Source organism: Pseudomonas sp. NFX15, assembly GCF_049132105.1.
Taxonomy (GTDB): domain Bacteria; phylum Pseudomonadota; class Gammaproteobacteria; order Pseudomonadales; family Pseudomonadaceae; genus Aquipseudomonas.
Window position 1 is genome coordinate 206,813 of record NZ_JAFMPV010000001.1, and the last position, 21,862, is coordinate 228,674.

Sequence of the window (21,862 nt, forward strand, 5' to 3'; positions counted from 1 at the left end):
GTCTTCTATTGGCGCTCGCTGTAAACGGTGCCCTCCAGTGCTCAACCGAAAATAGCGAATCCCCGAAAAAGTCCCGACACCTTTTCGGCCACAGATATTATTGAGCAACAGGCTTCGAGACGGTGCATCCGTTTCATGCTGCCGAGGCAAAAGGCGGTGGGCTAAATCTCAACCTCGCCTTCAAGCAACTCTTTTATCAATTGATCAGTATCAAGCTGGACATAACCGCATCAATGGTCTGGACTGTAAGACTACAAACTACGCGCCATGGATGCAGTCCGGCATTGCAAACTTAGCTAATGCAGTGTCGAGAACACATTATGCAGCTATAGGACACGGAGTGTTCTGGTATGAAGTCATCCAATGAAGACTGCCAGTTTCTACCGGTTTTATTTCACGGCGATCCACACACGACTGCCTCAAAGTCCTGGCTCGCCCTCGCCCCTTGCTCATTAATCGTTTTGATATGGGGTAGTCCTGCGGCTTTTGCAGCCTGTCCAGCGACCGGGAGCGGTATTGCCGCAGGTAGTGGTGTGAACGTCAATGAATCGGATTGCACTATTAGCACGACGAGCACAGGAATTAATGTCGGTGCCAACGGCACAGTCAATCTGTCCAACAGTACAGTCACCATACCCAGTGGTGCTGGAATCGGTGTAGCGTCCCAAGGCGCCAATGCAAAGTTGACGCTCAACAATGTCGTCATTCGTGACGAAACCGGAACCGGGGTTTTGGTAAGTAACACCGGCAATCTGACGGCGAATAATTTGACGGTGGTGACCAATAACTCACAACAGAGTTTAGTACCGTTGTTTGTCGCATTGCCCAGTTATCCCAATCTGGGCGGTGTTGATCCCATCGATTTGGATCACGCCAGTGACCCTTTTGATTTACCTGTGTATCAGATCGCATCACCGGCCACAGGGATATCGTTGAGCAACAGCACTGCAACGCTCAACGGCAATACCACCATTAACAGTGGTGGCGCAGGCATACTGTCGACGAACTCCAATGCCTCGATCAATGGACAACTGGTAGTTAACGCAGGACCCGGTGGGACAGCGAACACCTGGATGGATGGCGTTAAAACAACGGGTGGTGCGCTCACAGTAACAACGCCTGCGGGGACCACTTCAACGATTAACGTGGACAGTATTGCCGGCTCGGGTGTTTTTGCCAACGCCAGCTCAACTATCACCCTTAATGGTTCAGGACTCTATAAAATAAGTTTGCTCAACTCGCAGAACGCCGGAATCAACAACGTCAATGAGGCCTCCGGGTTGAGAGCTGATGCCTCCACAATTTCCGTCATTGGCGATCTTCAACTGTCGGCCAACCAAGGTCGAGGTTATGGGCTATGGACAGGTACGGCCCCGACGTCCACGATCAATATTGTGGGTGATACCGCTATTGCCACTCATGGCCGGGAAGCTTTCGGGATTCGACTCGACGACGGTACGATGAATCTTCAGGGCAAACTGGCCATCGTCACCGGTGTTGATCCTTCCTCCATAGATGCACTGGCGGGAGCGGCATCACCAGGTCTGCGTGCCACCCACGGTTCGTTGTCTGTTTCCGGGCCCACCACCGTCACTACGGTCGGAGGCATTGCCGCAGTTGGAAGTTCGGGCCAAACCCGTGAGTCAGCTTATGGCTTATGGAACACCAGCTACAGCCGGCTTCAGGGGGATGGCGCAATACTGAATTTCGCGGGGCCGACGTCGATTGAAACCAGTGGGGCTGCCGCCCATGGTGTCTATAACGACAGTCGCACGGGCACCTTTACCTTTGGCGATTCGGTCAATATCACAACCCATGGCGGCCAAGGCAGCGTGACGTGGTTCCGCAACTTCAACGGCATTTTATCTTCCATCGTTAATGAAACCGTTGGAGCCTGGGGCGTCAATAACGCGATTACGGGCACCACGACGTTTCGTGGGCCGCTGTCCATCACGACCGATCAGGATGGCGCCGGCGGCGTACGTGCTACAGGTGGACTTGTCGATGTACAGGCCGCGCTGAATGTCATCACGGTCGGTGCCAATGCGTACGGGATTCAGGCAAGCAGCGCCACGGCGGGCGGTACGACCTACAACGGGACCGTCAACGTAGGAGGTCTAGCAACCATTCAAACTTCCGGCGCCGGTGCGCACGATGTTTTCGCCGATCAGAACGGCGTGATTAATTTGACTGGTGGAGCCAAGCTGCGAGTCGTCGACCCCGCTGCCAAAGGCATTTTGGCTAGTGGCAATTCTCGGGTGACCGGTAGCGGTCCTTTCGATGTCGCTGCCGATTTGCAATCGCAAAACACGGCACAACTCAACCTGAACATGGCCGCCGGTTCGGTCTTCACGGGCACCACCACCCGCACCGACACCTCGGTGTTCAATTTGACGTTGCAAAACGCTCGATGGAATCTGACCGGCGACTCGAACCTCTCGAACCTGGTCAACGATCCAAGCCTGATTGATTTTGCCCCGCCCAATGGTGGCGCCTTCAAGACATTGACCGTCAACAACTACAGTGGTAACGGCACCCTGGCGCTCAATACCTTGTTGGGCGACGACAGTTCACCGTCTGACAAACTGGTGATCGATGGTGGCACCGCGACCGGCAACAGCGCCCTCAGTATCAAGAACACCGCGGGTCGAGGCGCATTGACCACTGGTAACGGTATTCTGGTCGTGGATGCCGTCAACAGCGGCACCACAGCCGCAACTGCATTCGCCCTCGCGGCCCCCGTTTACGCCGGCCCCTATGAGTATACCTTGCATCGTTCCAGCGCTGATGGCAGCAATGGACAAGCCTTCTATCTGCGCTCGGATCTGCAACCGGAGCCACCTGCACCTCCGGTACCACCTACTCCGCCCGTGCCACCTACGCCTCCGGGGCCACCTGCGCCGGTACCTCCTGAGCCGACCCCGCCAGTACCACCCGAGCCGACGCCGCGCATTCCGAACTTCCGACCACAAACGTCTTTGTATGGCGCGATACCTGCGTTGGCCCTGGTGTACACCCGCAATATTGTCGACACGTTGCACGAGCGGGTTGGCGAGGAGCGCCTCAATAACGACGAACCACTGCCTACCGATGACGACAAGACCTACGGCCCGTCCATGGGGTGGGGCCGCGTGATTTATCGCAGCGGCGAACAGGATGGCGATCAGGGTTTGTTTCCCGGGAAAACCCCTGAATACAACTACGATATGACGGCATTTCAAGTTGGCACGGACCTGTATCGAAATGTCGAAGTGGATGGCAGCCATGATCAGGCGGGCGTTTCGCTGGCCATTGGCACTATCGACGGCGGCGTCAAACATTCCAATGTGAGCGCCGGGGATGACACCCTGCGCGCTTACAGCCTGGGTGGTTACTGGACGCATTTCGAGCCGTCCGGTTGGTACGTGGATGGGGTGGTCCAACTTCATCGCTTCGATATCGAAGCCAAACCGAACGAACTGAAAAAGCTGGAAACCCGAGGCTGGGGCTATACCGCCTCCGTGGAAAGCGGCTACCCGATCAAGGCGGACAAGGACTTCTACATCGAGCCTCAGGCGCAAGTCATCTACAGTCGGATCGACCTCGATAGCAGCGACGACCTGGCCGCCGACGTCCGCTTCGACGACATCGACTCGCTCATCGGCAGGCTCGGTGTACGCTTTGCCAAAGACTGGGAAACGCAAGGTTCCGACAATACTGCTCGGCGTACCAATGGCTGGATCCGTCCAAGCGTCTGGCACGAGTTTAAAGGGCAACCGAAAACCGAGTTTTCGTCACAGAACGGCTTCGTGCCATTCGAGTCGGATTTGAACGGTACTTGGGGCGAAGTGAACATGGGCGTCGACTACCAGGCCAATGCACGAACCACCTTCACCGTATCGACGGGCTATCGCCAGGCATTTGACAACAGCAGCCGAGGCTATGACGGCATGGTGGGTTTCAAGATCAAGTTTTAAATAGGGCGCTCTTCAAAAGAAGGCGTGATAGGCCAAAAGCAGACGTTCAAATCGGCTGAGTCAGAGAGCGTGCGGGGAGTACGCCCGACGGCTGAATGAATCGCCCCTTGTTTTGTACGCACTCGATGACCGCTTTGGGCCGATTCTGTTGAAAAAGTCGGTCATCCAAAACTGCCTAATCGGTGAAGGGAGCAGGTCTGCATTGGACATCTCAATTCCTCCTTGGAAAAGAACAGCGTAGTTCTTTAATGCCGTAGTGCTATTCCCGCTCTAGCTGGCGGGCATCTGATGTCACCGCCTCCATTATTGAGACCAGCTCCTCAAGCAGTTCTGCATAGTGGTGTGTCAGGTAGAGAGCAATGGCTTGATTTCGAAGAAGACGCATCAGATAACCTTTGGCCACAACCAAGATCAGCATCGTTTCACCCAAGGTATCTTCGACTTGTTTGTAGTCGTGCTGCAGGTTTTCCATTTCCCGCTCCATGCGTGCAATGTCTACTGCACTGACTTCATTGGTTGGCTTTTTCTTTTGCTCAATTAGCATCTCGGGACGAGACGCAGCCAACACCATTTGGGCGTAATTCCTGGTGAAGCAATTGGCCGAGATCATCATTTCAACCGTTTCGATCTGCCGGATTGGTTTCATCTGACGAAGGCAGCGAAATACATCCTGCGACACCATGCGTACCTTAAGCATTTCCGCTGCCTCTGGTGCGATGCCTCGCAGTAGATTTTCTCGTGCGTGGACTCGATCCACATTGGTCCCTAACACTGATGCAATACGAGTGGCTTCGATACCCTTTCTCAACGCAGAGACGATCATTTTATGTTCTTGGATCGGCGTTAGCCGGTTGATTTGGCGGTTGTAGGTAAAGCCTTCGTCATCCGTAGAAATCAGGCAAAGGGCCTCAGTCGCACCGAGTGACTTGAGGGCTTCTAGCCGAAGGTGTCCATCCAACAACATGAACGAAGATATCCCACCAGCGATGACCTGCTTGGGATGAACCACCAATGGTTCAATCACGCCTAGTTCTTTTATCGAACTCAATATACTGGCGTATTTTTTACTACCTGGCATCAGGTGATCGACCTTCCGTGATGGAAGAATCTGTTCCACTGGAATCGCAATGACACGTTGCTCAAAAGCCTGCTTGATCTCTGCCATTACTGCTTCTCCCCAAATATCCGGTCTGCGAGCGGCTTGGGTAAATCAGGGATTTCTTCGTTGCGAAGCAGGGTGCTGAAGTAGTCATCGGCCATCAGTTTGCGCATGGCCGTAACGATGATCAGCAGCCGTTGCTCGTTGATGTCCGATTTCTTGATCATGACTTTCTGACGCCGTACTTCCTTTTGATAGGTGTTAAGGAGCTTCTGAGGTGTCGTCTTCTCCGTGCTCGCGGGCATTTGTCCATACTGCTTGCCGAAGATTTTCCGTCTATCAATCAAACGGCGTACCTTCATCAGCTGCTCGCCTTTCAGTAGACCGCTTTCGTAGGCGTCAATCATGGCTTGTTGGACTTCACTGTCCTTAGAACGGGCGATGTCTATGGCTAGCTTTATGGACAGCCATCCTTTCTCGACGGCAGCAATTAGTCGCTCTTCTCCTTGGCGTAACAACAATAGAATTCCTTGGATGTAGCCACTATCGAGGCAGGTTTTTCCGGCTATCTGCTGGCAGGTGTAGCCGCGTTCTGAAAGAATTTGGATCGCAGTCAAAAGCTCGCGATTGGAATGTTTCCTGCGCGCCAGGTTCTCCACCAGTCCGATCAGGTATCGATCCGCCTCGCTAGCACTCACAACGATGCACGGTATTTTTTGCTCACCTAATGCTTGAAATGCCTCAAAGCGACCTTGGCCACAAACTATCTCAAACGCTTCGTTGCCATTGGTTGTGGGTGCAACCGTTATAGGACGCTTAAGGCCTAAGGCTGAGATGTTCTCGACCAATTTGGCGAAGACTTGTTTGTTGCGTGCCCGGGGATTGAGTACACGGATGTCTTCCAGTGGAATGAGGCGAATCGTCGACTCCTCCGCGACATGCATCCGGGCTCTGCGAGGCGTTTGAATTACTGTCATGCCACTCTCCTGTAATCAGCGCGGCGCGTCAGTTCCGAGAGGATGTCCAATGTCTCGAACCGGTAAATCTCGAGGCAGGCCTGATTGCTTTCCGTCAGACGTAATTGAGGGGATGCCATGTCGATGGCGGGTAGGACGTAGTAGTCCTGAGCTGCTTCTTCGAGCTCTTTCATTCGTACGGCGACGGTCAGGTCAGGGTTCAGGCCTAAGTCGAAACGAATGTTCCAGCGCTTATAGCCAGCGTTTGAAACCTGGCAGCGACATAGCACGAGAGAAATGGACAACTCCTGGTTAACCAGCATGAGGTCGGTGTTCGGATCAACCGTAACATCGCCACCTACCTCTGCTATTTTCAAAATGGTTTGCTGAAGCAGCAAAGGATGCATCTCGCGAAGTCTTTTGTTGGCTTCGATGTATTGGTAGTCGCGCGCAGGTGTGTAACCGATTAGGGAATAACAGCGAAGCAAGCTTCCAAATCGATGCTGGTAGGCACTGCTTGAAGGGCAACCCTCTGCCTCATCAATAACAAGACCCGACAAAAAACCGCGACGTTCATAGATGGCCTTCAATACGTGCAGCATCTCCTCATCGGGCATTCGATACGAGCGCGTTTGAATGATCGACTGGGCGGCTTGAAATAGGATCGAGTTGACGATAGGGCTGAAGGCACCATTCGCCCGAACCCACTCTTCAGGCGGGTTTTGGATTCGTGTCTGTTTAAGTTTGAACGAGCTATGGTTCCACACGTTATTGCCGACGTACTTCTCGTTGATCAGTACTTGGTGCACGGTGCCCCTAGACCATTTTCTAGAACGGTCATTGAGCACGCCTTGAGCATTTAACCAATCGGCGATCTCACGCTCGCTTCTGCCTTCCTCCACGAACAATCGGTAGATGTGCAACACCATTTCGACTTCGCCCGGTGGGCCAGGTACTAGAATTACGCGGTCTGTTTGAATGCTTTTATGTTCACCTAGGCTCAGTTCGTTTTTGGGTGAACCGGTGCTGTCGATTAATTGCCGCCTGAGTCCAAATCCCGCTGGCCCACCTTGACGATAACCAAGCTCGATGAGCCGAGACTGTCCTGCGAAAACCTTCACCGAGAGTTCCCGGCTGTATTCACCCGCCATCATCCGCTTCACGCTTTTGACGATGTTGGATACCGGCGAACCATCGTTGGTGAATTGCTCCGCACAGTATTGAACCGAGACGCCTGCTTGTCTGCATCGCACTTCATAGCTGGCGCTTACGTCTGGGTCTTGGAAGCGGCCCCAGCGGCTGACGTCGTAGACCAGAACTGTTGAATAGTCGGCACGACCACTCTCCACGTCGAAGAACAGTTGCTTCAGCGCATCCCGACCCTCCAGGCGCAGGCCACTTTTACCCATATCCGTGTAGACCTTAACGATCTCAAGGGCGTGGGTGGCCGCGTAAATACGAATGACGTCGAGCTGATTTTCGGTCGAGTACTGCTGGTGCTCGGTGGACATGCGGACATACGCGGCTGCCAAGGTCGCGCTTGATCCATTGTGAGCATCACCCGCGCCAATGAGCGTGTGCATCGACAACATCCTCAATCTAACCCATGGCTACTAGGGCGATTTCAAAGCCGCGATTAGTCGCCACGTTTTTCGAAATAGCTCTATTGAAGGTAGAAGACCGAGGAGAGAAAAATGTTCACGAAAACGGGCAAATCTTTTCTGGCTCCAGAGAAGTATGCAGCGGAGATTGCTAAAGCACTTCATGCGGAGCTTGGTGAAACGCATCAGGCGACAAAAACATTGATGCGTTGGACGAGCGCGAACGAGCGGACAGTTAAGAATTGGCTGGCCGGTAGTAATGGCCCGAGAGGCGAGCATTTGGTGGCACTGGTGAAGCACTCTGACCACGCCTTAGCCGCGTTTCTCGGAATGGCAGGAAGACCGCATGCATTGACTGCATCGGAGCTCCCGTTGCTCAGGCAGAAGCTTCAGATGGCGTTAGAGAGGATTGATTCGTGCCTAACGCTCAAAGATTGATCGTTGCAACCTGACGTAAAAGAAAAAGTTTTCACTTGTTGGAGTGGCTGCTTTTGGCCGATTCTGTTGAAAAAGTTGGTTTTTCCAGACTGGTCCCCTGCTGACCGCTGGAAACGCCCTTTATGCACGTCGCTACGCGAAATCTGAGCCCCGACTCCTCTGCTCAAAGTAAAAATTTCAATCTCACGCGCGTACTTTTCTGCCGAGAAAACCATGGCCGACTTTTCCAACAGAATCGGTCGATTGCTGCCCTCGCGAACGGTTGAGTCCACATCCCATACGGACTTTCGCCGCCGGATCAGTGCCCAAACGCCGCCGCTCAGATGTGCCGTTCGCATTTGCCCGTTTGAAGATTAGGTAAAGCGCGCCGGCACGATTCAGGGGGTAGCTAAGTCGCTCGACTTCGGCGTCAGAACTATCGCGCCGCCGATCACTTCAATGGTCAGTACGTCGCCGATGCTCAGTCCTAAACTGGCCAGTAGGTCCGGCGGCAAGTCAATGATGACGTCGCCACTTCCATCCGCAGGGTCTTGGCATTTCACTGTCCAGCGCTGGGCTTCGGTCATGACGTTACTCACACTTTGGTCTTGGCGGGCATGATTCATTATGCTCGCAATGTCTTCGCCAGTTGAAGCGTGATGCTGACTGCTGATGGCCGCTTCGTGCCGGTCGTGACAGACAGAAATCGACCCATAGCGGACTTCGATGAAAAGAAGCTGCTCGTCTGGTGCAAGTAGCAACTTTTCCTCAGGCGGGATGCCGGTAACACTACTATTATTTCAGGGTTATCCAATCCATTTTGACTCCGGGGACGTAAGTCATGATCTCAATCCTCGAACTACGTAGCATCATTGAGCGCGGTTTTTTACCGCTTTCATGTACCTGCACCGCAAATCCCGATGGGTCATTGATGATCAGGGTGTTTGATCCGTCGTCTGGCAAGGTTGAGTTACTGGTTACAGCCGTCACCACAGAGAAACTGACATCGAGTCAAGCGATCGCGAATCTCATCGGTGAGTTACGTAGTGAGATGGCCATTAAAAACACGAATTTTACCTAAGGCCGCTTAGAACCTCTCCCGAGAGCCAAAATGTCGAATGAAAAATTTCAAGAAGACTTGGCACGGGCCGGTGCGGAACTGGGGGCTGCGACCGAGGACGTCATGGCGTTGGTTAGATCGGGGAAGGCATTCGGGGAGCGATGGGACGCTGCAGTTGATCGTGAGTCCAAGGCGCATAAGAAAATGAAGTGGGTGCTCAGCAATCCATTGGCGTCATCCGTGACTGGGAAGCAGGAACCCTAAGCCTTTTAAAAAGCCACTCGCCGCGGCACCAGCCACTTGGTTGTTTAGCTACTTGAATGAGAATCATAGGCAGTAAGTGCTTGGTTACGTTACGGGCTTTCTAAATTCAGGATCTTGACCACACTTGAACCAGAGGAATAACGGTTCGAAGTACCGAACCAGTCCCGTCCGAACGTGTGACTTCATGGTCGACATCGATGATTTTCGATTCAAATCTCACCAGCTCTTGCTGGACCTCGATGCAGCGACCAACCACTTGATGATGCTAGTGGTAGCTGCGGAGGTATCAGGCCCTAGATGGAATGAAGCGGCGATGCGCCAGAAGGTTGCATATGACGCGTGGGCCGCGCTGCTTTATGCGGTGGAAACAGATCCTATGCCGTGCCTCGATGGCCGTCCGCCCGGCGGTCTTATACCACCCGCAGAATAACCGGCAAGGAGCAGCGGCTTTCGGCCGATTACAGCCAGTCTTGAAGGCTGGACTCGACCCAAAGGAGACGCTCGCAAGCGTCTCCGGGCTCTGGATCGTTTTACTGATAGTAGGGTTTGTCGCCGATGATGGCCGCGCGCTCCATCTTGCGATGGCAGGGTGGATAATCCATGACCGCATAGTGTTGGGTGCAGCGGTTATCCCATATTGCCACGCTGTTTTTCTTCCACCGCCAGCGCACTTGGTACTCGGGGTTGTAGGCTTGGCTAATCAGGTACTTCAGCAGGTCGACGCCTTTCTGGTTGTAGTCCTGGCCGACACGGACACGTCCTTGGGCGTGGTAATTGACGAAATGCGTAGCGTAGGCATTGACGAATAGTACTTTCTCGCCAGTTTCGGGATGGGTACGAACGACCGGATGCTCGGCATCCGGGTATTGCGCCTTCATCGCCAAGCGCTTTTCCTTTGGCATGGCGGCAGCGAAGGAAGCATTAAAGCTGTGACTGGCGATCAAACTCTCGATTTCCTCCTTCACATCTGTGGGCAGCTTGTCATAGGCCAGTACCATGTTGGCCCACATGGTGTCGCCCCCTGTCGGTGGACATTCGATGCAGCGCAGCACGGCCCCCATCGGAGGCGATTCACGCCAGGTGGCATCGCAGTGCCATGCATTCTCGTAGCGATCCGCCGGGTTTTCCGGGGTCTTGTAGATCTGCACAAGACCCGGGGCCTCTGGGTGGCTGGGGAGCATCGGGTGGGTTTCAAGCTGGCCAAGGCGCATGGCGAACGCTTCGTGATCGCGGCGTGAAAGCTTGTCCAGATCCTGGTCACGCAGAAACAGCACCTTGTATTTCAATAATGCTGCGTAAATTTCGCTAAACAATCCGTCATCACGCACTGCGTCGCCTAGGTTCACGTCGTGCAGTTCCGCGCCGATGGCACAGGTCAATTGTTCGACTCGCATTGCGTCTCCATTCGATGGTTCTTGGCCGGGCCGTGGACGTGGCAAGTGAAGTCGTGCCTCGATGTAGGGCGGCGCTTTTTTATTGTTGATCCAGAGTGTTCGGACACGCGGGGTGGGATTAGCGATCCGCTGGCGATACTAAAGGGGAGCGAGATCGAGATACTGTGCATTGCGGGACAATATCTTCGCGTGCTGGGACAGTGCGGGAAGGGTGACCTTAGGCAAGTCGACGATGTGCTCTTACGGTTAACGCGACTCGGCCATGCTCAGGCCGACGGTCTGGCAACCGCTGGCGGTGGCCGAATCTTCCAGCAGGCGCACGGCGGCATCAATCGGAATGCGGTACTCGGGGGCTTGCAGCTGAGCCCTGTTCAGGCCGGCAACTGCCAGCACGTCACGCGGGTTGAATCCTAGGCCCTGGGGACTTCCAGGTATTTGGCCAAGACGGCGGCGAACAAGCTTGGGCATGACTAGGAGACCTTCCTCTGCCGATGGCGGCGCTTCTTTTTCATCGAGCGTGATGAGCGAGAAAACGGCGCGTGTGGACGTACTGACTGCGCTAGCGATCTTCAACCCTGGTCTGGCGTAGGGGCAGACCAGGAAGCGCGGTCACATTCTAGGGAGTACGAGCGCGACTTTATGGGCAGGGTGGAACAGTTTTTTCGCGTATTGGGACACTGCGGGCGAGCCAGGGCTGGCGGCGGAAGAGGCAGATCCACAGACGTTCGCGCTGTCCCAATTTCACAAGATTGTGTCCTGCGAAGCTCAGTGAGCGACCCGCTCTGAGAGCTACCTTCAGCCACACAACTAATAAGATCGAGGTAGAGAATGAATACGCGCACTTCAATGCGTGTCGGTCAGCCGCTCGCTGCACTGGCGCAGGTGGATGCCGATGATCCTGATGCATTCAATCACTGCTTTGCCGAACTCAATGGCATCCGCATGCATTACATCGACGAGGGGAAGGGCCCGCTCGTCATCCTGCTGCACGGTTTCCCCTACCTGTGGTACATGTGGCGGCGCCAGATCGTGGCATTGGCCGAGGCCGGCTATCGAGTGGTCGTGCCCGATCAAAGAGGGTTCGGGCAATCGGACCGACCCGATGCCATCGAAGCCTATGACATGAGCCAGGCCGTCGGTGACATGGTGGGTTTGATGGCGGCCTTGGGCGAAACGTCCGCGGCCATCATCGGCCATGACCTGGGTGCCTGGGTGGCCCAGGCGGCGGCCCTGTTACGACCGGATCTGTTCCGTGGCCTGGTGATGCTCAATACACCGATACCGCCGCGCGGCAAGGTCAAACCGACCGTAGGTTTGCAGGCCATGGCGAAAGGAAGGGTCTACCACCACCTGTATTTCCAGCAGCTCGACAAGCCGGATCGCGAACTGGCCCATGATCCGCGCAAGACCTTGAGCAGCGTCTTTTACTCGATCTCAGGCAGCGCCGTCGGTGCCGAACGCTGGCGTCTGTTCGTCGAGGCCGGTGAACCCATTCTCAATGCCTTCACCGAGCCAAAGGGGGATTTTCCGTCCTGGTTGAGCCCGCAGTCGCTCGACTTCTACATCGCCGAGTACACGCGCACGGGGTTTACCGGTGCCCTGAACTATTACCGCTGTCGCGACCGAAATTGGGAAATCACCGCGTTTCTCGACGGCGCGAAGGTAAGCCAGCCGAGCCTGTTCATCGGTGGTGCTGCCGACCCTTCCCTGGAGCCGGTCGAAATCCGTGGTCTCTACGACCAGATGGATGCCTATCTGCCCGCATTACGCAAAAAGGTTCTGCTAGCGGGTGTGGGGCATAGCGCCGCAGAAGAAAGCCCCGCGCAGGTCAATGATTTGCTTCTGGAGTTTCTTGAGCAGTTGGAGCGGTAGGCGCGAGGATTTTGCACTGTGTGTGGCCGCGATCACTCGCGGCCACACATGAATTGCTCTGGACGGATCCCCTGCAACGCTCAGCCGACAGCCTTGACCAGCAGATGATCGCCGAACTGCTCGCGCAGACGGTTCTTCAGGATCTTGCCCGTAGCACTCAGTGGAATCGTGTCGACGAAGACCACATCATCCGGCGTCCACTACTTGGCAATCTTGCCTTCGTAAAAGGTCAGCAGTTCTTCCCGCGTCAGCGCTGCATGCGCGTTCCTGACGACGATCAGCAACGGGCGTTCGTTCCACTTCAAGTGTTTGGCTGCAATGCAGGCAGCCTGGGAGACTGAGGGATGGGTCATCGCAATGTTCTCCAGGTCGATGGAGCCGATCCATTCGCCACCCGACTTGATCACATCCTTGCTGCGGTCGGTAATCTGCATGAAGCCATCGGCATCGATAGTCGCTACATCGCCGGTCGGGAACCATGTCTGGCCTGCGTGTTCGAGCAGTGGCGAGCAGTCACCTTCGTTTCGGAAATAGTCGCGTAGCACCCAAGGGCCACGCACCATCAGGTCTCCTGACGTCGCGCCGTCCCAAGGCAACTCCAGTCCATCCGCACCGACGATCTTCATGTCGACGCCAAACACCGCCCGGCCTTGTTTGGATTGCACGGCATTACGCGCTGCCGGGGCCATATCAAGGTGCCTGGCCTTCAGCATGCCAATGGTTCCAATCGGGCTCAGTTCAGTCATCCCCCAGACGTGCAGCACTGCTACGCCGAAGATCTCCTGAAACCTGTGCAGCATTGCCGTGGGGCAGGCTGCGCCGCCAATGATGGTGCGCTTCATGCTGGTGAACCGCTGTCCTGTGACCTCAAGATGCCCAAGGAGGCCTTGCCAGACCGTCGGTACGCCGGCAGACAGCGTCACCTGCTCGGCTTCGAGCAGCTCAAACAGCGATTTGCCGTCCAGCGCAGGTCCCGGAAATACAAGCTTTGCGCCGACCATACAGGCGATATACGGAAGGCCCCAAGCGTTGACATGGAACATCGGCACAACCGGCAGGATGACGTCGCGCGCCGAACAATTCAGGGCATCAGGTAGCGCCGCCGCATAAGTGTGCAGCAGCGATGAGCGATGACTGTACAAGACACCTTTTGGGTTGCCCGTGGTGCCGGAGGTGTAGCAGAGCGTACACGCGGCATCCTCATCGAGATCCGGCCAGGCGTAGTCGCAGGAATCTTGTTGAAGCAGATCTTCATAGCACAGCAGGTTGTCGATACCGGCATCTGTGGGCATGTGCGTCTGATCGGTCATGGCGATGAACGCCTTGACCGTCGTACAGCGGTCAGCGATGAGTTTGATCAACGGCAGAAAGGTCAGGTCGAAGAAGATGTATTGGTCTTCGGCATGATTGGCGATGTAGGCCACCTGGTCTTCATGCAGGCGCGGGTTGATGGTATGCACGATGGCGCCCATACCGGAAATGCCGTAGTACAACTCAAGGTGACGATAGCCGTTCCAGGCCAGCGTACCGATTCGGTCGGCCGGCTGGACGCCCAGATGGGTGAGTGCGCTGGCCATCTGGCGCGCGCGACTGTGGCAATCACGGAAGGTGTAGCGATGGATATCACCTTCCACCCTTTGGGACACGATCTGCGTATCGCCGTGATGGCGATCGGCGTGCTCAATGAGCGAGGAGATCAATAGCTGCTTGTGCATCATCAAACCGTTCAAGGCATCGCTCCGTTTTTATTTTGTGATCCGGGGGGCGAGCAGGCGGCCAAGTCCTTGTCAGATTCCACATCAGGAGCGCTAACCGTGACAGCCTGTTTTCCTCCCCTGGATTTTTGCGATCAGGTGACTGTCCCGGATCCCCCTTGAATCGAGGGATGCCGGGAGTTCTCCTGGAACTCAGATTAATTGAATGCTGTGAGATCTTTTGGCGCGATGTCATGCTCCTCGCAATAGGCGAGATAACGCTTGAGCCCGGACTTCCAGTTTTCGAGCGCGACGATGTTGTCGTTGTCGTCAAGAAACGCCAGATCGCCATTGACCTGAACCAGCGTGAGCACATAGCCGTCGCCATTGCCGGTGCTGACGACTTCCGGGGTATGAGTCGACCCGGCTGTCTCGTAGACGATGCTCCCCGGGCCGGCGACCCAGTCATGTTCCTTGTACTTCCACTGACCTTCGAAGGTATAGACCATCACCGTCCCCGTGTGGTGGTGCTTGGGCAGCTGCATGTCGATCGGCGCCTTCATCATGACGATCCATTCGCCGCGAATCGGGTCTAGCTTGAAGTACTTGAGCAGCACGTTTTCCGCATAAGGGGTAAACGGAATCCAAGGCAGGGATTCGCCATCGATTACGGCGGTGTCGACGTGTTCGTAGAGCATAGGTAACTCCGTTGATTATTGTTGTGATCGGACATTTTTCGGCGGCCGGGCTCGCCCGACCATCATTGATGGTCGGGGCGGCGGGCTGTCGGTCAGGCAGTCTGGGTCAGGTAAGCGAGGTGCCCGAGAGTGTGGCGCGCAGCATCTTTCTTGGCGCATTGCCGTAATCAGCCACCGCGTAATGCTGGACTTGTAGGTTGTCCCACATGGCAATGGTATTGGTGCGCCACTTCAGGCGTACCTGGTATTCCGGGATGGCGGCCTGGGAGGTCAGGTAGTTCATCAGGTGATGAGCTTCGGGCATGAAATCCTGGCCGTAGCGGATGTCCTCGAAGTTGAAGAAGTTCGAGAAATGGGTGGTGAATGCCGAGTTGACGAAGAGCACTTTTTCACCGGTTTCAGGGTGGATAAGCACCACCGGATGTTCAGCAGAAGGGTTTTTAACGGCCATGGCGTGACGTTCTTCGCGGGGCAATTGGGCGCCAAAGGTCTGCTCGGAACCGTGCTTGGCGTACAGACCCTCGATCCGTTGCTTAATGGCGTTTGGCAGGTTTTCGTAAGCCAACACCATGTTGGAAAAAAGGGTGTCTCCGCCGGTGTCAGGACCCATTTCGCAGCGCAATACCGCTCCGCGCGGCGGTGCTTTTTTATAGGTAACATCGGCATGCCAGAGATTTTCGCGGCTGGCCTTTTCAACATAACTCTTGGGCTTGCTCGGGTCTAGATTGCGGTACAGCATCAGCAGCTTGTCCGCATCCGGGTGGCTCGGCGCCAAGGGATGGGCTTCCAGTTCAGCGAATTGCGCGGCGAAGTGCTGTTGCTCGAGGGGAGTAATGTTCTGGTCGCGAAAGAACAGCACTTTGTGCTTTAGCCACAGAGCGCGGATCTGCGCGATCATCTCCGGATCATGGGTCGCGTCCACCAGATTGATGTTGCTCAATTCGGCGCCGATGGCGGGCGTGCACAGCTCCACCTTGATCGAATGCTGGCGCACCGACGACCGAATGATAGCCGGCGCCGAGGGCGATACTAGTGAAGGGTTGTTTGGGATGTCGGCGATTTTTGTCATTGTTGTCTCCAGTCCGTGCTTGTACGGCGGTGCGCAATATGTGCACCCGTATAGGTAACTGACTCTCGCTGAATGAGCAGAGGGTACTGGTCCTATAGTAGGTATCTTGGGCATGAGGCTATGGGCGCGGCGGGACAGTTTCTTAGCATAATGGGACATCGAGCAGACCAATTAGGACTGGCTGAATGATGTCGATGCTCCGGCGCAGTCTTCCTGCTGGGCCGATAACCCTGGTGGTTAACGGTATGCCTATCATCAGGAGTCGTAAGAGGCGCGTTTGCGGTAGCCGGATCTCTCGTTTTGCAGCTTCTTCTACACGCCGCTAAATAAATCCGATTGACTGCTTTTGGCCGATTTTTGCCTGTCGCCACCGTCAGCTTTGGATTGTTTTCTGCTTCTCATGATGGTCAGAAATCGGCCAAAAGTGGACGGTCCCCGACTGCCTACTTAATCAGAGGCGACTTAGTCGATGTTCTGCTACCCCAAAACCAATAAGCCTTACCCAGTAAGCTGGCTTTCAGACGCAGGCGACATCAGCCCAATTGAGCCTGGATCTGTTTCACCACGCCCTGCATCGCCGGCAAATAGCGGCGGGCGGCTTCCTCAATGGGCATCGCCTTAGCGATGTACACCAGATTCAGGCAGCCCATCACCCGATCCTCGTGCATGACCGGTATGGCAATGGCGGCGATCTTGCGTTCCAACCCCCAGTGCGAGTTGTTTTCGCCATACCCCTTGGTAAGAGTGTGCTCCACCAGCCGATCGACAAAACGACGATCCGCGGCCAGCGCCGATTGTTCATCTTCGCGGCTGATCATCAATTCGATCAGCTCTTCCCGCTCGGCGGGTGGACAGAATGCAAAGTACGCACGACCGGTCGCGGTCATTAGCAAGGGCAGACGCCGGCCGACCATGGAGCGGTGAAACGACAGGCGGCTGAAGCGATGAGTGGTCTCGCGAATCACCATGGCGTCACCGTCCAGTGTGCACAGGTCGGTGGGCCAGACGACTTTCTGCAGCAACTCACCGAGCAAGGGTGCGGCGAGTGAGGAGATCCATTGCTCATCGCGAAAACCTTCACTGAGTTCGCGTACCTTCAACGTCAGTCGATAGCTATCATCTGAATCACTGCGCCGCACATAACCTTCTGCCTGCAAGGTCTCCAGCAACCGTCGGACCGTGGTGCGATGCAGTCCGCTCTGCTCGGCCAGTTGCGCCGTGCTGGCCCCGCCATCGAAGCGGTTCAAGCTATTGATCAGAGCCAGGCCGCGCATCAGCCCACGGACGGACTTGTATTCTGTTTCGCTCATGAATTGCTCAATTATTGTTATAAATCAACGATGTGCACCTAGTGCACACTAACAGCTGTTGTCGTTGTCGACCAGCTTCGTGATTTCCATACTGCGCCCAACAAGAAATCCAAAAGCGCTGTACGGAGATATCCATGAGTCCTGCACCCACTCCATCCACATTGGACCTGACCACCGACGTTGCCATTGTCGGCGCCGGTCCTGTCGGCTTGATGATTGCCAATTACCTGGGCCAATGTGGTGTGAACGTCACCTTGGTGGAAAAGCTCGACAGCCTGATCAACTACCCCCGCGCCATCGGCCTGGACGACGAAAGCCTGCGCACCTTCCAGGCTGTTGGCTTGGCCGACGCCGTGCTGCCGCACACCACACCCTGGCACGCCATGCGATTCCTGACCCCCAAAGGTCGCTGCTTTGCCGATATACAGCCCAAGACGGATGAGTTCGGCTGGTCGCGCCGCAACGCCTTCATCCAGCCCTTGGCCGATCGCGTATTGTTCGAAGGCTTGCAGCGCTTTGATAACGTCAAGGTGTTGTTCGGCCGTGAGCTCGAAGGCTTCGAACAAAGTGACAGTGCCGTGGTGCTCAACTTCAAGGATCAGAACGGACGCGGCGAACGTCTTCAGGCCCGTTATCTGATTGGTTGCGACGGTGGCAACAGCCTGGTGCGACGCAGTCTGAACATCAGTTTCGAAGGCAAGACTGCGCCTAATCAGTGGATCGTCGTAGACATCGCCAACGACCCCTTGAGCACACCCCATGTTTACCTGTGCTGTGACCCGGTACGTCCGTACGTTTCCGCCGCCCTTCCCCATGGCGTGCGTCGTTTTGAATTCATGGTCATGCCTGGCGAGACCGAAGCCGAACTGAGCAAACCCGAGAACATGCGCAAGCTGCTGGCCAAGGTGCTGCCGAATCCGGATCGCATCGAATTGATCCGCAGCCGCGTCTATACCCACAACGCTCGCCTGGCCGGTCGGTTCCGTGAGGGCCGGGTGCTGCTGGCCGGCGATGCCGCGCACATCATGCCGGTATGGCAGGGTCAGGGTTACAACAGCGGTATGCGCGACGCCTCCAACCTGGCCTGGAAATTGTCACTGGTGATCAAAGGCCTGGCCGACGACAGCCTGCTCGACAGCTATGAACAAGAACGCCGCGACCACGCCAAGGCGATGATCGACCTTTCTGTGCTGGCCGGCCACGTGCTGGCACCGCCCAAGCGCTGGCAAGGCACTTTGCGTGACGGTGTGTCGTGGCTGCTCAACTATGTGCCGTCCGTCAAACGCTACTTCGTGGAAATGCGCTTCAAGCCAATGCCGAAATACGCTCAGGGCGCCTTGATCGTACCCAGCGAAAAAGGCTCACCGGTGGGCAAGATGTTCATTCAGCCCCAGGTACTGACCGAAGCTGGCAAAACCGTGTTGCTGGATGAGGTGATCGGCGAGAACTTCGCGATTATCGCCTGGGGCTGCGACCCGACTTGGGGCCTGACGCCAGCACAGATCGCTCAATGGCAAGCACTGGGCACGCGTTTTATCCAGGTGCTGCCGGACGTCCAGCTCAAAGCTGCCAGTGACGTAAGCCATGGTGTGATCCGCATTGGTGACAGCACCGGCCGCCTCAAGGAATGGTTCGCCCGCGGCTCGGCCTCCATCGCCCTGGTGCGTCCGGATCGCTTCCTCGCCGGCCTGGCCATTCCGCAAACCGTCGGCCAGGCCTGTGATGATTTGGCCCTGGCGCTCAAGGCGCTGCCGCAACCCGAAGTGGCGATCCTCGCCAGCAAGGTGGCCTGACATGAGCGCCTATCTGCACTGCTTGTCTCACACGCCATTGGTGGGCTACGTCGACCCGACGCCTGAGGTGTTGGCCGAGGTTGACGCCATGATCGCTGATGCCCGTGAGCGCATCGCGCGCTTCAACCCGGAGCTGATCGTCCTGTTCGGCCCCGACCACTACAATGGCTTTTTCTACGACGTGATGCCGGCCTTCTGCATCGGCATGGCCGCTCACGCCATCGGTGATTTCGACACCGCCGCCGGCCCTTTGGACGTACCCAAAGCGCTGGCCGAGTCCTGCGCCCAAGCGGTCCTGGATGCCGGTGTCGACGCTGCCGTTTCCTATCGCATGCAGGTCGATCACGCGTTCGCCCAACCGCTGGAGCTCTTACTTGGTGGTTTAAGGGAATGCCCAGTGATTCCGGTGTTCATCAATTCGGTCGCCGTGCCGTTGCCCGGCTTCAAGCGTTCCCGTCTGCTCGGTGAAGCGATCGGCCAGTGGGCGCAGTCGCTGAACAAGCGCGTGCTGTTCCTGGCTTCCGGGGGACTGTCCCATCAACCTCCGGTACCAGAACTGGCCAAAGTCGATGCACGTATGGCCGATCGACTGATGGGCAGCGGTCGCCAATTGCCGGCTGATGAGCGACAGGCGCGCCAAAAACGAGTAATCCAGGCCGCCCGGGATTTCGTTGAAGACCCACACAGTCTGCATCCGCTTAATCCCGCGTGGGATCAGCATTTTCTCGACACCCTCCAACAGGGCCGCCTGAGCGACCTCGATGACCTGGGCAATGACGAACTGTCGGAACTGGCCGGCAAGTCCACTCACGAAGTGAAAACCTGGGTCGCCGCCTTCGCTGCCCTTTGCGCCTTCGGCCCTTATCAGACCGAAGGGCGCTACTACCGCCCAATTCCCGAATGGATCGCAGGCTTCGCCGCCCTTGGCGCCCAGCCGCTGAACAACAACCACTGATTCCGAGGAACACTGCCATGACTGCCACTGCGCCAGCTTTCACCGAAGCCTCTACCAGCCGTTTTGTCGACATTAGCGAAGGCGAGTTGAAGCTGCAACTGCATTACAACGACGTGGGTCAGGGAGTCGAAACCGTGGTCATGCTCCACGGTTCCGGACCCGGCGCCAGCGGTTGGGCCAACTTCCATCGCAACATCGAACCGTTGGTGACCGCCGGTTACCGAGTGATTCTGATGGATTGCCCGGGCTGGAGCAAAAGTGACCCGATTGTTTGCGACAGCTCGCGCTCAGACCTCAACGCCCGTGCCCTCAAGGGGCTGGTTGATGCACTGGATCTGGACCGTGTGCACATCATCGGCAACTCCATGGGCGGTCACAGCACCGTAGCCTTCGCCCTCGCCTACCCTGAGCGCATCGGCAAACTGATACTGATGGGCGGCGGCACCGGCGGCCCAAGCGCCTTCGTGCCGCAACCTACCGAAGGCATCAAACTGATCGGCGCGCTGTACCGCGAACCGACCATTGAAAACCTGAAGAAGATGATGAACGTCTTCGTCTTCGACGCCAGCAGTCTGACCGACGAACTGTTCCAGACCCGCCTGGACAACATCCTGGCGCGCCGCGATCACCTGGAAAATTTCGTCAAGAGCAGCATTCTCAATCCCAAGCAATTTCCGGATTTCAGCCACCGCCTGCACGAAATCACCGCCCAGACGCTGCTCGTCTGGGGCCGCGAAGATCGCTTCGTGCCCATGGACACCGGCTTGCGCCTTCTGGCCGGCCTGCCCCATGCACAACTGCACGTGTTCAATCGCTGCGGCCACTGGGCCCAGTGGGAACACGCCGAAACCTTCAACCGCATGGTCCTGGATTTCCTGACCCACTGACCACCGAGGCTGACATGACCCTGACTCAACACACCCTGGAAAGACTGGCCGCTGACCTGCGCCATGCCGAGGCCGATGGCGAAGCCATCGCCCCTCTGCGCGAACAGATTGGTGAAGACAGCGCCGAGGCCGCTTACACCATCCAGCGACTCAACGTCACCCACGGCGTGGCCAACGGCCGTCGTGTGGTCGGGCGCAAGATCGGCCTGACCAACCCCAAGGTTCAACAGCAACTGGGCGTCGACCAGCCGGACTTCGGCACCCTGTTCGCCGACATGTGCTACGGCGACAACGAAAGCGTGAAAGTAGGTCGCGTGCTGCAACCGAAGATCGAGGCGGAAATAGCCTTGATCCTCGAACACGATCTGCCCCGCGCCGACACCACGTTTGCCGACGTGATGGCGGCCACCGGCTGGGTTGTCCCGGCACTGGAAATCGTTGGCAGCCGGGTCCAGGACTGGAACATCCGCTTCGTCGATACCGTGGCTGACAACGCCTCCAGTGGCTGCTTTGTATTGGGTGGCCCGGCTCGACGTATTGATGGGCTCGACCTGCGCCAGGCCAGCATGCGCATGACACGCAATGGTGAAGAAGTGTCCAGCGGCAGTGGCGCCGAATGCCTCGGTCATCCACTCAATGCGGCCGTCTGGCTGGCTTGCACCATGGCTCGCCTGGGCGATCCGCTGCGTGCGGGCGACATCATTCTCACCGGGGCACTAGGGCCGATGGTGCCGGTCGCCGCCGGTGATCGTTTCGAGGCCGAGATCGAAGGCATTGGTCGGGTTGGTATTGGGTTCACCGCCGAGTGATCGGTGACTTGCGTGCAAATGAGGCAAC

Annotated in this window: 18 protein-coding genes and 1 pseudogene; 9 read left to right on the forward strand and 10 right to left on the reverse strand. The window is 56.4% G+C overall.

All coding sequences use genetic code 11. From position 1 onward, the window contains the following. The first annotated feature begins 350 nt into the window (after positions 1 to 350). Positions 351 to 3,956: an autotransporter outer membrane beta-barrel domain-containing protein gene (locus J1D76_RS00860; RefSeq protein ID WP_421136565.1), complete on the forward strand. Its 3,606-nt coding sequence runs from the start codon at positions 351 to 353 to the stop codon at positions 3,954 to 3,956. A 259-nt stretch (positions 3,957 to 4,215) separates the two neighbouring features. Here the strand turns inward: J1D76_RS00860 and J1D76_RS00865 are convergent, their stop codons facing one another. Genes J1D76_RS00865 through J1D76_RS00875 form a run of 3 tightly spaced genes read right to left on the reverse strand, consistent with a single transcriptional unit; the run spans position 4,216 to position 7,594 of the window. Beyond that, positions 4,216 to 5,121: a plasmid partitioning protein RepB C-terminal domain-containing protein gene (locus J1D76_RS00865; RefSeq protein ID WP_421136566.1), complete on the reverse strand. Its 906-nt coding sequence runs from the start codon at positions 5,119 to 5,121 to the stop codon at positions 4,216 to 4,218. Beyond that, a complete protein-coding gene (locus J1D76_RS00870; RefSeq protein WP_421136567.1) occupies positions 5,121 to 6,032 on the reverse strand; it encodes a ParB/RepB/Spo0J family partition protein in 912 nt (303 codons plus the stop codon). The genes J1D76_RS00865 and J1D76_RS00870 overlap by 1 nt, the downstream gene beginning before the upstream one ends. Further along, on the reverse strand, positions 6,029 to 7,594 hold the full coding sequence (locus J1D76_RS00875) for a recombinase family protein (protein WP_421136568.1): 1,566 nt from the start codon (positions 7,592 to 7,594) through the stop codon (positions 6,029 to 6,031). Before J1D76_RS00875 ends, J1D76_RS00870 begins: the two co-directional genes overlap by 4 nt. A gap of 111 nt (positions 7,595 to 7,705) precedes the next feature. Here J1D76_RS00875 and J1D76_RS00880 point away from each other — a divergent pair, with 111 nt between their 5' ends. After that, positions 7,706 to 8,050: a hypothetical protein gene (locus J1D76_RS00880; RefSeq protein WP_421136569.1), complete on the forward strand. Its 345-nt coding sequence runs from the start codon at positions 7,706 to 7,708 to the stop codon at positions 8,048 to 8,050. 377 nt (positions 8,051 to 8,427) lie between these two features. Here J1D76_RS00880 and J1D76_RS00885 read toward each other — a convergent pair whose 3' ends face one another. Continuing rightward, positions 8,428 to 8,790 (reverse strand): AbrB/MazE/SpoVT family DNA-binding domain-containing protein, encoded by a 363-nt coding sequence (locus tag J1D76_RS00885; protein ID WP_421136570.1) that lies wholly within the window; start codon positions 8,788 to 8,790, stop codon positions 8,428 to 8,430. An 80-nt stretch (positions 8,791 to 8,870) separates the two neighbouring features. On the opposite strand from J1D76_RS00885, the gene J1D76_RS00890 reads away from it, so the two are divergent. Both J1D76_RS00890 and J1D76_RS00895 read left to right on the forward strand, forming a co-directional pair. Then, positions 8,871 to 9,110: a DUF1652 domain-containing protein gene (locus J1D76_RS00890; protein ID WP_421136571.1), complete on the forward strand. Its 240-nt coding sequence runs from the start codon at positions 8,871 to 8,873 to the stop codon at positions 9,108 to 9,110. 427 nt (positions 9,111 to 9,537) lie between these two features. Beyond that, positions 9,538 to 9,783, forward strand: coding sequence for a hypothetical protein (locus tag J1D76_RS00895; protein WP_421136572.1), 246 nt, complete (start codon positions 9,538 to 9,540; stop codon positions 9,781 to 9,783). A gap of 100 nt (positions 9,784 to 9,883) precedes the next feature. Here J1D76_RS00895 and J1D76_RS00900 read toward each other — a convergent pair whose 3' ends face one another. Continuing rightward, on the reverse strand, positions 9,884 to 10,747 hold the full coding sequence (locus J1D76_RS00900) for a TauD/TfdA dioxygenase family protein (protein ID WP_421136573.1): 864 nt from the start codon (positions 10,745 to 10,747) through the stop codon (positions 9,884 to 9,886). 249 nt (positions 10,748 to 10,996) lie between these two features. Continuing rightward, a pseudogene (locus tag J1D76_RS00905) lies at positions 10,997 to 11,215 on the reverse strand (AraC family transcriptional regulator ligand-binding domain-containing protein); the annotation flags it as partial. A gap of 360 nt (positions 11,216 to 11,575) precedes the next feature. On the opposite strand from J1D76_RS00905, the gene J1D76_RS00910 reads away from it, so the two are divergent. Next, positions 11,576 to 12,619, forward strand: a complete 1,044-nt coding sequence (locus J1D76_RS00910; RefSeq protein WP_421136574.1) for an alpha/beta hydrolase — start codon at positions 11,576 to 11,578, stop codon at positions 12,617 to 12,619. 200 nt (positions 12,620 to 12,819) lie between these two features. Here J1D76_RS00910 and J1D76_RS00915 read toward each other — a convergent pair whose 3' ends face one another. From J1D76_RS00915 to J1D76_RS00930, 4 genes are all read right to left on the reverse strand, one after another. Further along, positions 12,820 to 14,349 carry a 3-(methylthio)propionyl-CoA ligase gene (locus J1D76_RS00915; RefSeq protein WP_421136575.1) on the reverse strand — a complete coding sequence of 510 codons (1,530 nt, stop codon included), beginning with the start codon at positions 14,347 to 14,349 and terminating at the stop codon, positions 12,820 to 12,822. A gap of 182 nt (positions 14,350 to 14,531) precedes the next feature. Further along, positions 14,532 to 15,011 (reverse strand): 2,4'-dihydroxyacetophenone dioxygenase family protein, encoded by a 480-nt coding sequence (locus tag J1D76_RS00920; protein WP_421136576.1) that lies wholly within the window; start codon positions 15,009 to 15,011, stop codon positions 14,532 to 14,534. A 106-nt stretch (positions 15,012 to 15,117) separates the two neighbouring features. Next, the gene (locus tag J1D76_RS00925) at positions 15,118 to 15,990 is read right to left on the reverse strand and encodes a TauD/TfdA dioxygenase family protein (RefSeq protein WP_421136792.1); all 873 of its coding nucleotides are present in this window, start codon (positions 15,988 to 15,990) and stop codon (positions 15,118 to 15,120) included. A 623-nt stretch (positions 15,991 to 16,613) separates the two neighbouring features. Beyond that, complete coding sequence (locus J1D76_RS00930) at positions 16,614 to 17,390, reverse strand: DNA-binding transcriptional regulator (RefSeq protein WP_421136577.1); 777 nt, start codon at positions 17,388 to 17,390, stop codon at positions 16,614 to 16,616. A gap of 134 nt (positions 17,391 to 17,524) precedes the next feature. Here J1D76_RS00930 and J1D76_RS00935 point away from each other — a divergent pair, with 134 nt between their 5' ends. From J1D76_RS00935 to mhpD, 4 genes are read left to right on the forward strand one after another with little or no spacing between them, the layout of a single operon-like run. Further along, entirely contained in the window at positions 17,525 to 19,183 is a 1,659-nt protein-coding gene (locus J1D76_RS00935) for a bifunctional 3-(3-hydroxy-phenyl)propionate/3-hydroxycinnamic acid hydroxylase (RefSeq protein WP_421136578.1), read from the forward strand. Between the two features lies 1 nt (position 19,184). Next, entirely contained in the window at positions 19,185 to 20,138 is a 954-nt protein-coding gene (gene mhpB, locus J1D76_RS00940; protein ID WP_421136579.1) for a 3-carboxyethylcatechol 2,3-dioxygenase, read from the forward strand. Between the two features lie 17 nt (positions 20,139 to 20,155). Then, complete coding sequence (locus tag J1D76_RS00945; protein WP_421136580.1) at positions 20,156 to 21,025, forward strand: alpha/beta fold hydrolase; 870 nt, start codon at positions 20,156 to 20,158, stop codon at positions 21,023 to 21,025. A 14-nt stretch (positions 21,026 to 21,039) separates the two neighbouring features. Next, a complete protein-coding gene (gene mhpD, locus J1D76_RS00950; RefSeq protein ID WP_223506446.1) occupies positions 21,040 to 21,834 on the forward strand; it encodes a 2-keto-4-pentenoate hydratase in 795 nt (264 codons plus the stop codon). The last annotated feature ends 28 nt before the right edge of the window (positions 21,835 to 21,862 follow it).

What these genes read in the sequence shown, in the direction of transcription:
- J1D76_RS00860 (WP_421136565.1), top strand. Translation starts at nt 351, where the DNA reads ATGAAGTCATCCAATGAAGACTGCCAGTTTCTACCGGTTTTATTTCAC.
- J1D76_RS00865 (WP_421136566.1), bottom strand. Translation starts at nt 5,121, where the DNA reads ATGGCAGAGATCAAGCAGGCTTTTGAGCAACGTGTCATTGCGATTCCA.
- J1D76_RS00870 (WP_421136567.1), bottom strand. Translation starts at nt 6,032, where the DNA reads ATGACAGTAATTCAAACGCCTCGCAGAGCCCGGATGCATGTCGCGGAG.
- J1D76_RS00875 (WP_421136568.1), bottom strand. Translation starts at nt 7,594, where the DNA reads ATGCACACGCTCATTGGCGCGGGTGATGCTCACAATGGATCAAGCGCG.
- J1D76_RS00880 (WP_421136569.1), top strand. Translation starts at nt 7,706, where the DNA reads ATGTTCACGAAAACGGGCAAATCTTTTCTGGCTCCAGAGAAGTATGCA.
- J1D76_RS00890 (WP_421136571.1), top strand. Translation starts at nt 8,871, where the DNA reads ATGATCTCAATCCTCGAACTACGTAGCATCATTGAGCGCGGTTTTTTA.
- J1D76_RS00895 (WP_421136572.1), top strand. Translation starts at nt 9,538, where the DNA reads ATGGTCGACATCGATGATTTTCGATTCAAATCTCACCAGCTCTTGCTG.
- J1D76_RS00900 (WP_421136573.1), bottom strand. Translation starts at nt 10,747, where the DNA reads ATGCGAGTCGAACAATTGACCTGTGCCATCGGCGCGGAACTGCACGAC.
- J1D76_RS00910 (WP_421136574.1), top strand. Translation starts at nt 11,576, where the DNA reads ATGAATACGCGCACTTCAATGCGTGTCGGTCAGCCGCTCGCTGCACTG.
- J1D76_RS00920 (WP_421136576.1), bottom strand. Translation starts at nt 15,011, where the DNA reads ATGCTCTACGAACACGTCGACACCGCCGTAATCGATGGCGAATCCCTG.
- J1D76_RS00930 (WP_421136577.1), bottom strand. Translation starts at nt 17,390, where the DNA reads ATGAGCGAAACAGAATACAAGTCCGTCCGTGGGCTGATGCGCGGCCTG.
- J1D76_RS00935 (WP_421136578.1), top strand. Translation starts at nt 17,525, where the DNA reads ATGAGTCCTGCACCCACTCCATCCACATTGGACCTGACCACCGACGTT.
- mhpB (WP_421136579.1), top strand. Translation starts at nt 19,185, where the DNA reads ATGAGCGCCTATCTGCACTGCTTGTCTCACACGCCATTGGTGGGCTAC.
- J1D76_RS00945 (WP_421136580.1), top strand. Translation starts at nt 20,156, where the DNA reads ATGACTGCCACTGCGCCAGCTTTCACCGAAGCCTCTACCAGCCGTTTT.
- mhpD (WP_223506446.1), top strand. Translation starts at nt 21,040, where the DNA reads ATGACCCTGACTCAACACACCCTGGAAAGACTGGCCGCTGACCTGCGC.